General features: G+C 69.8%; 14 protein-coding genes and 1 pseudogene. 12 read left to right on the top strand and 3 right to left on the bottom strand.

All coding sequences use genetic code 11. The annotated features are described in order from the left end of the window. The first annotated feature begins 256 nt into the window (after positions 1–256). The 11 genes and pseudogenes from mshD (at position 257) to pstB (ending at position 12,264) form a co-directional block, all read left to right on the top strand. Positions 257–1,201, top strand: a complete 945-nt coding sequence (gene mshD / locus ACZ56E_RS22135; protein ID WP_471216538.1) for a mycothiol synthase — start codon at positions 257–259, stop codon at positions 1,199–1,201. A 127-nt stretch (positions 1,202–1,328) separates the two neighbouring features. Further along, a complete protein-coding gene (locus tag ACZ56E_RS22130; RefSeq protein WP_471216536.1) occupies positions 1,329–1,781 on the top strand; it encodes a GntR family transcriptional regulator in 453 nt (150 codons plus the stop codon). Next, a pseudogene (locus tag ACZ56E_RS22125) lies at positions 1,778–2,708 on the top strand (ABC transporter ATP-binding protein). Before ACZ56E_RS22130 ends, ACZ56E_RS22125 begins: the two are co-directional and overlap by 4 nt. After that, complete coding sequence (locus ACZ56E_RS22120; protein WP_471216535.1) at positions 2,705–3,673, top strand: ABC transporter permease; 969 nt, start codon at positions 2,705–2,707, stop codon at positions 3,671–3,673. Before ACZ56E_RS22125 ends, ACZ56E_RS22120 begins: the two are co-directional and overlap by 4 nt. Positions 3,674–3,814: 141 nt before the next feature. Beyond that, the gene (locus tag ACZ56E_RS22115; RefSeq protein WP_471216534.1) at positions 3,815–6,166 is read left to right on the top strand and encodes an RNA degradosome polyphosphate kinase; all 2,352 of its coding nucleotides are present in this window, start codon (positions 3,815–3,817) and stop codon (positions 6,164–6,166) included. Position 6,167: 1 nt separating this feature from the next. Continuing rightward, positions 6,168–7,322 (top strand): CHAD domain-containing protein, encoded by a 1,155-nt coding sequence (locus ACZ56E_RS22110; protein WP_471216532.1) that lies wholly within the window; start codon positions 6,168–6,170, stop codon positions 7,320–7,322. After that, complete coding sequence (locus tag ACZ56E_RS22105; RefSeq protein WP_471216530.1) at positions 7,319–7,762, top strand: NUDIX hydrolase; 444 nt, start codon at positions 7,319–7,321, stop codon at positions 7,760–7,762. Before ACZ56E_RS22110 ends, ACZ56E_RS22105 begins: the two co-directional genes overlap by 4 nt. 342 nt (positions 7,763–8,104) lie before the next feature. Next, complete coding sequence (gene pstS / locus ACZ56E_RS22100) at positions 8,105–9,229, top strand: phosphate ABC transporter substrate-binding protein PstS (protein WP_471216527.1); 1,125 nt, start codon at positions 8,105–8,107, stop codon at positions 9,227–9,229. Between the two features lie 113 nt (positions 9,230–9,342). Continuing rightward, complete coding sequence (pstC, locus tag ACZ56E_RS22095) at positions 9,343–10,365, top strand: phosphate ABC transporter permease subunit PstC (RefSeq protein ID WP_471216524.1); 1,023 nt, start codon at positions 9,343–9,345, stop codon at positions 10,363–10,365. Beyond that, complete coding sequence (pstA, locus tag ACZ56E_RS22090) at positions 10,362–11,435, top strand: phosphate ABC transporter permease PstA (RefSeq protein ID WP_471216522.1); 1,074 nt, start codon at positions 10,362–10,364, stop codon at positions 11,433–11,435. The genes pstC and pstA overlap by 4 nt, the downstream gene beginning before the upstream one ends. A gap of 52 nt (positions 11,436–11,487) precedes the next feature. Continuing rightward, positions 11,488–12,264, top strand: a complete 777-nt coding sequence (gene pstB, locus ACZ56E_RS22085; RefSeq protein WP_365354912.1) for a phosphate ABC transporter ATP-binding protein PstB — start codon at positions 11,488–11,490, stop codon at positions 12,262–12,264. 174 nt (positions 12,265–12,438) lie between these two features. Here pstB and ACZ56E_RS22080 read toward each other — a convergent pair whose 3' ends face one another. Next, positions 12,439–13,437 carry an inorganic phosphate transporter gene (locus ACZ56E_RS22080; RefSeq protein WP_471216516.1) on the bottom strand — a complete coding sequence of 333 codons (999 nt, stop codon included), beginning with the start codon at positions 13,435–13,437 and terminating at the stop codon, positions 12,439–12,441. A 9-nt stretch (positions 13,438–13,446) separates the two neighbouring features. Beyond that, on the bottom strand, positions 13,447–14,067 hold the full coding sequence (locus ACZ56E_RS22075; RefSeq protein WP_365354908.1) for a DUF47 domain-containing protein: 621 nt from the start codon (positions 14,065–14,067) through the stop codon (positions 13,447–13,449). 207 nt (positions 14,068–14,274) lie between these two features. Between ACZ56E_RS22075 and ACZ56E_RS22070 the strand changes: the two genes are divergently transcribed. Further along, positions 14,275–14,634, top strand: coding sequence for a metal-sensitive transcriptional regulator (locus ACZ56E_RS22070; protein ID WP_468612598.1), 360 nt, complete (start codon positions 14,275–14,277; stop codon positions 14,632–14,634). A 57-nt stretch (positions 14,635–14,691) separates the two neighbouring features. Here the strand turns inward: ACZ56E_RS22070 and ACZ56E_RS22065 are convergent, their stop codons facing one another. After that, positions 14,692–14,889: a hypothetical protein gene (locus ACZ56E_RS22065; RefSeq protein WP_471216511.1), complete on the bottom strand. Its 198-nt coding sequence runs from the start codon at positions 14,887–14,889 to the stop codon at positions 14,692–14,694. Positions 14,890–14,936 lie beyond the last annotated feature (47 nt).

Raw genomic sequence — 14,936 nt, 5'->3', positions numbered from 1 at the left:
CGGGTTACATCCTGATTGCTCCTCAACCAACATTCGACCTGCGCTTGAGGACGGGGCGGGAGGCCGGCTCGTCCTGGTGCGGGGGTTCCAGCCCGTCCGGCGTTTGAGGACGAGCGCGCAGCGCGACAACCCACCACCCGCCGCGGGTGGCAACGCACGGCAAGCCAAGAGATCAAGCCCGTCCGGCGCCTGAGGACGCGAGCGCGCAGCGCGATGCCCCACCCCCAAAGGCGCCCCGCCAGAATACGCTCGGGTCATGACTGACGACCGCCCCGCCGAGGCCTCCCCCACCCCCCTCCGCAAGATCGACACCCTCACCTCCCTCACCCCGGCGCAGGCCGACGCCGTGCTCGGGCTGCTCGCCGAAGCCGCCCGTACGGACGGCCAGCAGGCAGTCTCCGAGCAGGGTCGGCTGCAGCTCCGGGGCGACGCCCGCGAAGGCGTCCGGCACCTGCTGCTCACCGTCGACGACCAGCTCGTCGGATACGCGCAGCTGGAGGACACCGACCCCGTGGAGGCACCCGCCGCCGAGCTCGTCGTACACCCCTCGCGGCGCGGGCACGGGCACGGCAGGGCGCTCGGCACGGCGCTGCTGCACGAGTCGGGCCGGCGCCTGCGCGTGTGGGCGCACGGCGGACACTCCGCGGCCCGCCACCTGGCACAGGTGCTCGGCCTCGCCCTGTTCCGCGAACTGCGCCAGATGCGCCGCCCCTTGACGGACCAGACCCTGGACCTGTCCGAGCCGCCCCTCCCCGAGGGCATCTCCGTCCGCACCTTCGTGCCGGGCCAGGACGACACGGCCTGGCTCGCGGTGAACGCCGAGGCCTTCGCGCACCACCCCGAGCAGGGCTCCCTCACCCAGCGCGACCTCGACGACCGCAAGGCGCAGCCGTGGTTCGACCCGGCGGGCTTCTTCCTCGCCGTGCGGGAGAGCGACGGCGAGCTGGTCGGCTTCCACTGGACGAAGGTGCACGCGGAGGAGCGCCTCGGCGAGGTGTACGTCCTGGGCGTACGGCCCGGCGCCCAGGGCGGCGGCCTCGGCAAGGCCCTGACCACGACGGGCCTGCGCCACCTCGCGCAGGCGGGCCTGCCCACCGCGATGCTCTACGTGGACGCGGACAACAAGGCGGCCGTCAGCGTCTACGAGCGCCTCGGCTTCGTCACGTACGAGACGGACCTGATGTACCGCACGGAGACCTGAGCCCGACCGACGGAGTCCGGCCGACGGAGTCCGAGCCAACGAAAGTTCCGGGGCGGCGTCGCTTGACGCCGCCCCTTTCTTGCACCACCCTTTCACTACTCAATTAGTGAAAGGGTGGTGCAAGGCAGTGGTCGAATACCGCATCGACCGGCGCAGCGGCGTCGCCACGTACCTCCAGATCGTCCAGCAGACCCACCAGGCCCTCCGCCTCGGCCTGCTGGAGCCCGGCGACAAGCTGCCCACGGCCCGCGAGGTCGTCGAGGCCACGGCCATCAACCCGAACACGGTCCTGAAGGCCTACCGCGAGCTGGAGCGCGAAGGCCTGGTGGAGGCCCGCCGCGGCCTCGGCACCTTCGTCCGCAGAACGCTGGGCAGCGCGCCCGCCGACTCACCGCTTCGGGGGGAGCTCGTCGAGTGGACCGCGCGGGCCCGGGCGGCGGGCCTGGAGAAGGACGACGTGGCGGCGCTCTTCAACGCCGTACTGGAAGACCAGTTCGACCCACCGACCACAGCACCCGCACAGACCCCAGCAACCACCACACCCGCAGCACCCGCAGCAACCAAGGGGGACCCCGTATGACCGACACCGCCATCGAGGCGCACGCCTTGTCCAGACGCTTCGGCCGCCGCCAGGCCCTGCGCGACTGCTCGTTCCGCCTGCCGGTCGGGCGCGTCTGCGCGGTCGTCGGACCCAACGGCGCCGGCAAGTCCACGCTGCTCTCCCTCGCGGCCGCGCTCGACCGGCCCGGCGGCGGCACGCTCACCGTGCTCGGCACCAGCCCCGCGAAGGCCCGCCCCCGCGTGGCGTACGTCGCCCAGGACAAGCCGCTCCACCCGCGGCTGACCATCACCGACACGCTGCGACTCGGCGCCGAACTCAACCCCGACCGTTGGGACATGGCCGTCGCCGAACGCGTCCTGGCCGGCGGCGACCTCGATCCCGGCGCCCGCGTCCGCACGCTCTCCGGCGGTCAGCGCACCCGCGTCGCGCTCGCTCTCGCGCTCGGCAAACGCGCCGAACTGCTGCTCCTCGACGAGCCGATGGCCGACCTCGACCCTCCCCCAAGCTCTTAAGGAGCAGGGGGGACCCCCATCCCGCCACCAGCTCATGGGCACGCTCATGGCGGAGGCCGCCGAACACGGCACGACCGTCGTCATGTCCTCGCACATCGTGGGCGAACTGGCCGACGCCTGCGACCACTTGCTCCTCGTCTCCGAGGGCCGCATCCGGCTCGGCGGCGGCATCGACGACATCGTCACCTCGCACGCCCTGGTGACGGGCGCGCGCCCGGCCGCCGACCTCGCCCGGCACACCGTCATCGAGTCCCGCGCCACCGGGCGCGGCCTGACCGCCCTGATCCGCCCCGAGGGCCCGGTCGGCGACGGCTGGGACGTACAAGAGCCTTCCCTGGAGGAACTGTTGCTCGCCCACCTCCGCTCCCCGGATGCCCCACCCCTACTGACACCGAGCACGACCGCCACGTCCCAGCCGGGGGTGACGGCATGAGCCTGCCGACTCTGCGGGGCCCGCGCTGGGTGGACGTACGGGTGCACCGCACCGCGCTCCTCACGGCCGGTGCCGTCCTCGTCCTCGCGGTCGCCTACTCCGGCTGGCTGCGCTGGGCCGCGAGCGCCTATCCGGTCGCCGACGACAACTGTGTCGTGGGCGAGGCCTGCGACTCCTTCCTCGGCTTCGCCAGCGCCAAGGACCTGCTCGACGCCAGCATGGAGAGCGGCTCCATAGGCCTGCTCCTCGTCCCGCTGCTCATCGGCGCGTTCGTCGCGGGCCCGTTGGTGGCACGCGAGTTGGAGAGCGGCGTCCACAAGGTCTCCTGGACGCAGTCCGTCTCACCCGCGCGCTGGCTCGCCGCCAAGCTGAGCACGGCCGCCGCGCTCGCCGCGTTCGGGACGCTCGTCCTCCTGGTGGCGTTCCGGCTCGGGGCCTCCGACGTGCTCGGCGGCCGTTCGCCCCTCCACTGGGCCGACCGGGGCGTCTACGAGGCGATCGGCCCCGCCCTCGTCGCGTACTCCCTGTTCGCCGTGGCGCTCGGCACGCTCATCGGGTTCGCCGTACGCCGCACGCTGCTCGCGATGGCCGCCACCGGGGCCATCACCGGGCTCGTCCTGTGGAGCCTCGGCAGCATCCGCTGGCACCTGGTGCCGGTGGACACCGCCTCCGGGCCCGCCACCAAGGACAACACCTGGCCCACCAGGTTCCCGTGGGGCTCCTTCAGCATGGACCAGGGAGTCACCAACGCCGCCGGTGACCGCTTCATCGAGCAGGCGTGCATCCCGAAGCCGGACCCCGGCTTCTCCTGCCCCACCGACACTAAGGTCACCGGCTGGTACATGGACTACCACCCCCGATCCCACTTCTGGCACGTCCAGTTGATCGAGACCGGCATCGTCCTCGCCCTCGCCGCCCTCGCCACGTACGCCGCCTTCCGCCTCCTCCGCCACCGCACGGCCTGAACCGTACGACCGCCCGAGCGCCCTGAACCGTACGATCGACCAAGACCCCCGGCCCTGTAGACGCCCGGGGGTCTTCGGCCGATGTCCCGCACGTCATGTCGCCGTAACCACTGATTCAGACAGCCTTGCGACGCTCGCTCAATGCAGCCCGCCGCGCCCGACCCCGCCCCGGAGAACGGGAGGCTCCGCCTCACTCCCGCGCTCTCCGACGCGCCCATCGTCGTGCCCGGGCGGAACAATGGAGCCATGAGCCAGCAGAACACGCAGGGACGAGTCCAGCACCCCCAGCCTTCCGTGGGTTCCATCGCCGCGCACCGGCCCGCCACCATCGCCGCCACCGTCTCTGACCTGGACCCCGACATCGACGCGGATCTCGACGCGTACGACGAGGACGCCGCGGTCGGCCACGACGGCGCCGAGCTGCCGCAGGGGCGGTTCCTGGACCGGGAGCGCAGCTGGCTCGCCTTCAACGAAAGAGTGCTTGAACTCGCCGAGGACCCGCACACCCCCCTCCTCGAACGGGCGAATTTTCTGGCGATCTTCGCGTCGAACCTGGACGAGTTCTTCATGGTCCGCGTCGCCGGCCTGAAGCGCCGCATCGCGACCGGCGTCGCCACCCGTTCGGCCTCGGGCCTGCAGCCCCGTGAGGTCCTCGACCTCATCTGGAACCGCTCCCGCGAGCTCATGGCCCGGCACGCCGCCTGCTACCAGGACGACGTCGCGCCCGGCCTCGCCGACGAGGGCATCCAGCTGGTGCGCTGGCACGAGCTGACCGAGAAGGAGCAGTCCCGGCTCTTCACCCTGTTCCGGCAGCAGATCTTTCCCGTCCTGACCCCGCTGGCCGTGGACCCCGCGCACCCCTTCCCGTACATCTCGGGGCTCTCCCTGAACCTCGCCGTGGTCGTGCGCAACCCGGTCTCAGGACACCAGCACTTCGCACGCGTGAAGGTCCCTCCGCTGCTCTCCCGCTTCCTGGAGGCGTCCCCGCAGCGGTACGTCCCCATAGAGGACGTCATCGCCGCGCCCGCGCACCTCCAGGAGCTCTTCCCGGGCATGGAGATCCAGGAGCACCACATGTTCCGGCTCACCAGGAACGAGGACCTGGAGGTCGAGGAGGACGACGCGGAGAACCTGCTCCAGGCCCTGGAGAAGGAGCTCATGCGGCGCCGCTTCGGGCCGCCCGTGCGCCTGGAGGTCGAGGAGACCATCGCCCCGAACGTCCTCAGCCTCCTCGTGCGCGAGCTGAAGATCAGCGAGGCCGAGGTCTACCCGCTGCCGGGACCGCTCGACCTCACCGGCCTCTTCAGCATCGCCAAGCTGGACCGGCCCGAGCTGAAGTACCCCAAGTTCGTGGCCGGCACCCACCGCGACCTCGCCGAGGTCGAGTCGGCTTCCGCCCCCGACATATTCGCGGCCCTTCGCGAACGCGACGTACTCCTGCACCACCCGTACGACTCGTTCTCCACGTCCGTGCAGGCCTTCCTGGAGCAGGCGGCGTCCGACCCCGACGTCCTCGCCATCAAGCAGACGCTGTACCGCACCTCGGGCGACTCCCCGATAGTGGACGCGCTGATCGACGCCGCCGAGTCCGGCAAGCAGGTCCTCGTCCTCGTCGAGATCAAGGCCCGCTTCGACGAGCAGGCCAACATCAAGTGGGCCCGCAAGCTGGAGGAGGCTGGCTGCCACGTCGTCTACGGCATCGTCGGCCTGAAGACCCACTGCAAGCTCTCCCTCGTGGTGCGCCAGGAGGGCGAGACCCTCATCCGCTACTCGCACGTCGGCACCGGCAACTACCACCCCAAGACCGCCCGCCTCTACGAGGACCTGGGCCTCCTCACCTCCAACGCGGAGGTCGGCGCGGACCTGTCCGACCTCTTCAACCGGCTCTCCGGCTACTCACGCCGCGAGACCTTCCGCCGGCTGCTCGTGGCCCCCAAGTCCCTGCGCGACGGCCTCGTCTCCCGCATCAACAAGGAGACGCAGCACCACCGCGCGGGCCGCCCCGCCTACGTCCGCATCAAGGTCAACTCGATGGTCGACGAGGCAATCATCGACGCGCTGTACCGCGCTTCGCAGGCGGGCGTCGAGGTGGACGTGTGGGTGCGCGGCATCTGCGCGGTGCGCCCCGGCGTCGAGGGCCTCTCGGAGAACATCCGGGTACGTTCCGTCCTCGGCCGCTTCCTGGAACACTCCCGCGTCTTCGCCTTCGGGAACGGCGGCGAACCGGAGGTGTGGTTCGGCAGCGCCGACATGATGCACCGCAATCTCGACCGCCGCATCGAGGCGCTGGTCCGGGTCCAGGACCCGGCGCACCGGGCGGCCCTCAGCCGGCTTCTGGAGACCGGCATGTCGGACACCACCGCTTCCTGGCACCTGGGCGCGGACGGCAACTGGACCCGCCACTCGGTGGACCCGGAAGGCCAGCCGCTGCGGAACGTGCAGGAGATGCTCATAGACGCCCGGAGGCGCCGGCGTGGCACAGCAACACCATGAGATGACGGGTACGAAGACGGCCACGGCCCCCGGCACGGGTATCGCTACCGGTGCCGGTGGCGGTGCCGCGGGCGAGGTCCTCACGGCCTACTTGCAGGAGCAGGCCACCGACTTCCTCCGCTCGCTGCGGCTGCACCGGGAGTCCACGACGGACGCGCAGGGTGCGGAGGAGTCCCTGGAGGCGGCCTGCGCCCTGCGCCGCGCGGCGCGCCGCATCGGCGGCACGCTGCACACGTTCCGCCCCCTCCTGGACCCGGACTGGGCCTCCTCCCTGCGCGCCGAACTGGCCTGGCTGTCCGGCACGTTGGCCCAGGAACACGCCTACGCCACCCGCCTGGACCGCCTCTCCACAGCCCTCCACCGCCTCTCGGGCCCCCCACAACTCCCGTCCCCCAGCGAACCGGTACATGCCGATTCTGCTGTGGGCAGGCGTTCCGCACGGCGATTGGGGCGTCCCCTGCTCGAGCGCAGCCGAGAGCTTGGGGAAGGGTGGGCACAGCCCCCGGTGCCGGGTACCGAGAACGGAGGCACCACCCCGCGAGGCCTAGCGGTAGGCGCAGCCAAGGCCGCCGCGCTACTGGAACGGCAACTCACCCTCGCCAAGACCCGAGCCCACTCCACCGCCCTCCAAGCCTTCGGCTCCTCCCGCTTCCACGCAGTGGCGGACAACGTAGCCGTACTGGCCAGCGAGGTCCCCCTCCGCGACGCCGCGAGGGACGACCTCAAGGCCCTCGCGGAACAGGCCAGGACCACCCTGACCGAAGCCGTCACCACGCTCCCCCTCGGCCAGGCGGGCCACCCCTACAACGCCGGCGCCCTCGCCCACGGCCTCGCCCCCACGGACACCGCCCCGGACGCCCAGGACGCCCCGTGGCTTAAGGTCCGCTCCCTGCTGCGCCTGCACCGGTACGCCCAGGAGGTCCTGGGCCACGCGCACGCGGAGCCCCGTGTCGCGGAGGCGAGCCACGCCCTGAACGTCCACCGCGAGGCGGCATCCGCGGCGGCCGCTGCGGCCCACGCGGCACGGACCCCGCGGATCGCCCCGGCCACGGCGTACGCCCTCGGCGTGCTCCACGCCGACCAGCGCCACGAGGTGGAGGCGGCACGTTTCGCCTTCCATCAGGCGTGGCTGCGCGAGGAGGCGAGGACCCGATGACGTACGACGAGGAGAGCCGGCCCGGCGAGGAGGTCGTCCACGCGGCCGGCTGCGTCCTGTGGCGGCCCGCCCCCACCGCACCGCACGGCATCGAACTCGCCCTGGTCCACCGCCCCAAGTGGTCGGACTGGTCCCATCCGAAGGGCAAGCTCAAGCGCGGCGAGACGTCGAGAGAGGCGGCCGTGCGGGAAGTGCTCGAAGAGACCGGCATGACGTGCGAGCTCGGCCCGGAGCTCCCCGCGGCCCACTACAGGGACGCGCAGGACCGCCCCAAGGAGGTCCGCTACTGGGCCGCCGAAGCGCGCTCCGGCACCTTCGTCCCCAACTCCGAGGTGTCGCACCTGCGGTGGCTGGACCCCGACGCTGCCCGCCGCCGCCTGACCCGGGACAGAGACGCGGAACTCGTCACGGATCTGCTGGCCGCACTCACCGCGCGCTAGGCAGCCGTATCCCGCCGCTCGCGAAGAGCCTTGCAGAACTCCAGGCAGATCCAGACGCCCACGCCGGCGACGGTGAGCAGAACAGTCGTGCCCAGAAGGAACGGATAGATCATGCGCTGATCGTATCCCGCGCACTGGACCAGGCTCCTTCACCCTGCGTAGTCTGAGCGCTACTTTTTGTAGCGCATCGCCTAACCAGGCCGACCGCCGAGATTCACCCCCCGTTCACTCGCGTCCATCGGCCGCTTCACCTGCCCTGCCTAATTTCGGCCTTACAACACGACGCAAGTCATCGCGCGCCGCCAGCAAAGGGTCGGCGGCTCCCGGAAGGAAGACCCGAAAGTGAAGCTTCAGCGCAAGAACCGGCTCCGCGCCCTCTCCCTCGGCGCCCTCGCCGTCTCCGGCGCCCTGGCCCTCACGGCGTGCGGCTCCGACGACACGAGCTCGGGTGATGGCGGCAAGGAGACGAACGCCAACGCCAACATCAAGTGCGACGACGCCAAGGGCCAGCTCGCGGCCTCCGGCTCGTCCGCGCAGAAGAACGCGATCGACGCCTGGCGGAAGGTCTACACGACCAACTGCAAGGACGTGCAGCTGAACTACAACCCGACGGGCTCGGGCGCCGGCATCACCGCGTTCGTGCAGGGCCAGACCGCGTTCGCCGGTTCCGACTCGGCGCTGAAGCCCGAAGAGGTCGAGAAGTCGAAGAAGGTCTGCAAGGGCAGCCAGGCCATCAACCTCCCCATGGTGGGCGGCCCGATCGCCATCGGTTACAACGTCCCCGGCGTCGACGACCTGACCCTGGACGCCAAGACCCTGGCCGACATCTTCAACAACAAGATCAAGAGCTGGGACGACAAGGCGATCGAGAAGCTCAACCCCGACGCCAAGCTCCCCAGCACCAAGATCCAGGCCTTCCACCGCTCCGACGAGTCCGGCACCACGGACAACTTCACCAAGTACCTGAAGGGCGCCGCCCCGAGCGCCTGGCCGTACGAGCCGGGCAAGTCGTGGGAGCCCAAGGGCGGCCAGTCCGCGAACGGCTCCGCCGGTGTCGCGGGCCAGGTCAAGCAGACCGCGGGCGCCATCTCGTACTTCGAGCTCTCCTACGCCGGTGAGGGCGTCAAGACCGTCGACCTGAAGACCGAGGCCAAGGAGCCGGTGAAGGCCACCGTCGACAACGCCTCCAAGGCCATCGCCGAGGCGAAGGTCGTCGGCAAGGGCAAGGACCTCGCCCTGGAGCTGAACTACAAGCCGACCGCCGAGGGCGCCTACCCGATCACCCTGGTGACGTACGAGGTCGTCTGCGAGAAGGGCAACAAGCCCGACACGCTCGCCGCCACCAAGTCCTTCCTGACCTACATCGCCAGCGAGGACGGCCAGAACGTCCTCAAGGAGAACGACTACGCGCCGATCCCGGCCGAGATCATCTCCAAGGTCCGCACCACCGTCGCGGGCCTGAGCTAGCTGAACCGAGTGCGGCCGGCCCCGCAAGGCCGGGCCGGCCGCACCGTCCGGTGCACCGCCGCCACGGAGCGCCTGCGACACCCGCACGGCGCCTCCGCAGACCGGAGAACCCCATGGACATACCAAGCAATACGACCGCACCCCCGCCCGTCGGCGACGCACAGCCGACGGCCCCGGTGAGCAAGGCAGCCGCCCGCGGCGCCACCCGCCCCGGCGACAAGATCTTCCTCGGCCTCTCCCGGGGCTCCGGCATCGTGCTCCTCGTGATCATGGCCGCCATCGCGGCGTTCCTCACGTACCGCACGGTCCTCGCCCTCGCCGACAACACGGGCAACTTCCTCACCACCTTCGAGTGGGACCCGGCCGGCATGAGCACCGGGGGCAAGCCGTACTTCGGCATCGCCGTCCTGGTCTTCGGCACCGTGGTGAGCTCGATCATCGCCCTCGCGATCGCGGTGCCCGTCGCCATCGGCATCGCGCTGTTCATCTCGCACTACGCGCCGCGCAGGCTCGCCTCCCCCATCGCTTACGTGATCGACCTGCTGGCCGCCGTGCCCTCGATCGTGTACGGCCTGTGGGGCGCCCTCGTGGTCGCGCCCAACCTCACCGGCTTCTACAGCTGGCTCGACGACTACCTCGGCTGGACCGGCGTCTTCGAGTACGAGGGCGGCGCCCCGCGCTCCCTGATGACCGTCGGCATCCTCCTCGCGATCATGATCCTGCCGATCATCACGAACGTGAGCCGCGAGGTCTTCCTCCAGGTCCCGAAGATGCACGAGGAGGCCGCGCTGGCCCTCGGCGCCACGCGCTGGGAGGTCATCCGCATGTCGGTGCTGCCCTTCGGCCGCTCCGGCATCATCTCCGCCTCGATGCTGGGCCTCGGCCGCGCGCTCGGCGAGACGATCGCCGTCGCCACCGTGCTCTCCCCGAACTTCCTCATCAACGCGTCCGTGCTCGACTACGGCGGCGGCACCTTCGCGCAGAACATCGCCAGCAAGTTCAACGAGGCCAGTGAGTACGGCCAGGACGCGCTCATCGCCTCCGGCCTGGTGCTCTTCGTCATCACCCTGCTGGTCAACGGCGCGGCACGCCTGATCATCGCGCGCCGCAAGGAGTACTCGGGGGCCAACGCATGAGCACCACGACACCCACCCCGCCCGCGCCGCTCGCCAAGCGGCCGTCCACCCTCAAGGCCGCGACGCTGCCCCGCTGGTCGCCGCTGGCCGTCGCCGCTGGATCGGCCGCCGTCGCCGTCGGCATCGGCGTCGCGGCCGGCCTGGACAGCCGCATCCAGTGGGGCCTGATCGCCGCCGTCCTCTTCATCGTCGGGTCGTACGCACTCGCGGTGGCCGTCGAGGGCAGCCGACAGGCCAAGGACCGCCTCGCCACCTCGATGGTGTGGGTCATGTTCCTGCTCGCCGTCGTCCCGCTGGCCTCGCTGATCTACGAGACCGCGAAGCGCGGCATCAAGGTCTTCGACGTCTACTTCCTGACCCACTCCATGGGCGTCGTCGCCGACGAGGAGACGGGCGGCGGCATCTACCACGCGATCATCGGCAGCCTGCAGCAGGTGCTCCTGGCCTCCGTGATCGCCGTGCCGATCGGCCTGCTCACCGCGGTCTACCTGGTGGAGTACGGCCGCGGGAAGCTCGCCAAGACCGTCACGTTCTTCGTGGACGTCATGACCGGCATCCCGTCGATCGTCGCGGGCCTGTTCGTCCTCAGCTTCTGGATCCTGATCCTCGGCTTCGACTTCTCCGGCTGGGCCGGCGCCATGGCGCTCGCCATCCTGATGATGCCGGTGATCGTCCGCTCCACCGAGGAGATGCTCAAGCTCGTCCCGAACGAGCTGCGCGAGGCGTCGCTCGCCCTCGGCGTGCCGAAGTGGCGGACCATCCTCAAGGTCGTCCTGCCCACCGCGATCGGCGGCATCACCACGGGCGTCATGCTCTCGGTGGCCCGCATCGCCGGTGAGACCGCGCCGGTCCTGCTCCTGGTCTGGGTGACCCCCCTGATCAACACGAACCCGTTCGACGGGGCGCAGGGCTCGCTGCCGCTGTACATCTACCAGCAGTACGCGGCAGGCACCGACGCGTCGTACGACCGCGCCTGGGCCGCGGCCCTCGCCCTCATCGGCTTCATCATGATCCTCAACCTGGCGGCCCGCGGCGTAGCCCGCTGGAAGGCCCCCAAGACGGGCCGCTGAGCGGCCAATCAGCGACCCTCGCCATTAAGCCCCGAAAGAAGCAGTGATCCCCATGGCCAAGCGAATCGACGTATCGGGCCTGACCGCCTATTACGGCTCCCACAAGGCGATCGACGACATCTCCATGACCGTGGAGCCGCGCTCCGTGACGGCCTTCATCGGCCCGTCCGGCTGCGGCAAGTCCACGTTCCTGCGCACCCTGAACCGTATGCACGAGGTCACCCCCGGCGGCCGCGTCGAGGGCAAGGTGCTCCTGGACGACGAGGACCTGTACGGCAGCGGCGTCGACCCGGTGAACGTCCGCCGCACGGTCGGCATGGTCTTCCAGCGCCCGAACCCGTTCCCCACGATGTCGATCTTCGACAACGTCGCGGCGGGCCTGAAGCTCAACGGCTCGTACAAGAAGAGCGAACTGAACGACGTCGTCGAGAAGTCCCTCAAGGGCGCCAACCTCTGGAACGAGGTCAAGGACCGCCTGAACAAGCCCGGCTCCGGCCTCTCCGGCGGTCAGCAGCAGCGGCTGTGCATCGCGCGCGCCATCGCCGTCGAGCCCGACGTCCTCCTCATGGACGAGCCGTGCTCGGCCCTCGACCCGATCTCGACCCTCGCCATCGAGGACCTGATCGGCGAGCTGAAGGAGCGCTTCACGATCGTCATCGTGACGCACAACATGCAGCAGGCGGCCCGCGTCTCGGACCGCACCGCGTTCTTCAACCTGGCCGCCGTCGGCCAGCCCGGCAAGCTCGTCGAGATCGACGACACCGAGCGGATCTTCTCCAACCCGTCGGTGCAGGCGACCGAGGACTACATCTCGGGCCGCTTCGGCTGAGCCACCCCCCGACTCCCCGCGGTGCTGCATGGCGGTGCCACCGCAGGGACAACAAGAGAGGCCCGCCCCTGGCTCCCGGGGGCGGGCCTCTCCTATGTGTGACTGCGGGGGGTGCGCCCCGTAAGGGGCGCGGGGAACTGCGCGGCCAGCCACAGCGGGCCTGCGGCCGAAAAGCTACAGGAACGCGAGGTTGACCACCCAGAAGCTCACCGCGGCGACAAGCGCCGCCGCCGGCATCGTGATGAACCAGCCCAGGATGATGTTCTTGGCAACACCCCACCGCACCGCGTTCACCCGCTTCGTGGCGCCCACACCCATGATCGCCGAAGTGATCACGTGCGTCGTCGAGATCGGCGCGTGGAACATGAACGCGGTGGTGAACATGATGCCCGCGCCCGTCGTCTCCGCGGCGAAGCCCTGCGGCGGGTCCAACTCGATGATCTTGCGGCCGAGGGTGCGCATGATGCGCCAGCCACCCGCGTACGTACCCGCGGAGAGCATCAGCGCACAGGCGATCTTGACCCAGATCGGGATGGGCGCGTCCGCGCTCTGCACGTCGGAGATGACGAGGGCCATCACCACGATGCCCATCGTCTTCTGCGCGTCCTGGAGGCCGTGGCCGAGCGCCATGCCCGCCGCGGAGACCGTCTGCGCGATACGGAAGCCGCGCTTGGCCTTGTGCGGGTTGGACTTGCGGAACATCCACATGATCGCGCACATCACCAGATAACCGGCGACGAGGCCGACCACCGGCGACAGGAACATCGGGATGACGATCTTGTCGAGGACCCCGGACCAGATGACCCCGATCCCGCCGGCGAGCGCGGCGCCGACCATGCCGCCGAACAGCGCGTGCGACGAGGACGAGGGAAGCCCGAAGTACCAGGTGATGAGGTTCCACACGATCGCGCCGATCAGGGCCGCGAAGAGGATCCACATCCCCTTGTCGCCGTGCGGGGTCTCGATGATCCCCTCACTGACGGTCTTGGCGACGCCGCTGCCCATGAAGGCACCGGCGAGGTTCATCACCGCGGCCATGGCGAGCGCCGCGCGAGGCGTCAGCGCGCGGGTGGAGACGGATGTGGCGATGGCGTTCGCGGAGTCGTGAAAGCCGTTCGTATACGTGAAACCGAGCGCGACGCCGATCGTCACGATCAGAGCAAAGGTGTCCATGGCGAGGCCTCAGGACTCCTTGACCGCGATGGTCTCCACAGTGTTCGCCACGTGCTCGAAGGCGTCGGCGGCCTCTTCGAGGACGTCGACGATCTGCTTGAGCTTCAGCACCTCGATGGCGTCGTACTTGCCGTTGAAGAGCTGCGCGAGGAGCTTGCGGTGGATCTGGTCGGCCTGGTTCTCCAGACGGTTGACCTCGATCCAGTACTCGGTGAGGTTGGACATCGTCCGCAGGTTCGGCATGGCCTCCGCGGTGAGTTCGGCGGCTCGCGCGAGCACCTCGATCTGCTGCTCGACGCCCTTGGGAAGCTCCTCGACCTGATAAAGGACGACCAGGTCGACGGCCTCCTCCATGAAGTCCATGATGTCGTCCAGGGACGACGCGAGGTTGTAGATGTCCTCGCGGTCGAACGGCGTGATGAACGAGGAGTTCAGCTGGTGGAAGATCGCATGCGTCGCGTCGTCTCCCGCGTGTTCCGCGGCCCGCATACGCTCTGCGATCTCGGCCCGTGCGGAAGAGTCCGCTCCGAGCAGTTCCATGAGGAGCTTCGAGCCCGTGACGATGTTGTCCGCGGATGCGGCGAACATGTCGTAGAAGCTCGTCTCCCTGGGGGTCAGACGAAAGCGCACGTGGGGTCCTCGGGGTGCTTTGGATGCGGTCAGGCTGATGCTAGGCGCATCATCCGGCCACGGCTAACCGGCCGCCCCCCAGTGTCGCCCATCAGGCACAGTGATCAGCACACCCCCCGGGAAATCGGCTATCCTATACCCACCGGGGGTATACGGATCGGGTATATGGATCCACCGACCGGAACCACCGACCAGGAGGAGGACGCGATGACGACCACCGAGGCGGCCGACGCGGCCGTGCCGACCCCGGAGGCGCCCGAGGCGCCCTCCGACCACGAGCACGGCGTGCACGGCTACCACAAGCAGAAGGACGAGCACCTCAAGCGCCTGCGCCGCATCGAGGGCCAGATCCGCGGCCTGCAGCGCATGGTCGAGGAGGACGTCTACTGCATCGACATACTCACGCAGGTCTCGGCGAGCACGAAGGCCCTCCAGTCTTTCGCGCTCCAGCTCCTGGAGGAGCACCTGCGGCACTGCGTCGCGGACGCGGCGGTCAAGGGCGGCCAGGAGATCGACGCGAAGGTCGAAGAGGCCACGAAGGCGATCGCCCGCATGATGCGCACCTAGCGTCCGGCCGGCCCCGGGCGTCCGGCCCCGCGCCGCCGAGGGTCCTGGACAGGGCCCTCAGCGGCGGGCGTCGTCGCCGGGGGCCCTGCCGCCCTCCGGCACGTCGGTGGCCTTCAGGACCTCGTCGATCCGGTCGAAGCTCAGTCGCTCGGCCGCCGCGCTCGCCGCGATGATGAGTTCGCCGCACAGTTCGATCTCGGCGAGGGCGACGTGGTCCTGAACCGCCGTACCGCCACGCGTCGGAGCCACGTTCATCACCTCTTCCTGATGCCGACTTCCCAGGGTAGGGAGCGGTGCACGCG

The organism is Streptomyces sp. NPDC039480 (genome assembly GCF_055597165.1).
The sequence above is the reverse complement of the archived record's forward strand: the minus strand, read 5'-3'. Positions and strand labels throughout refer to the sequence as shown.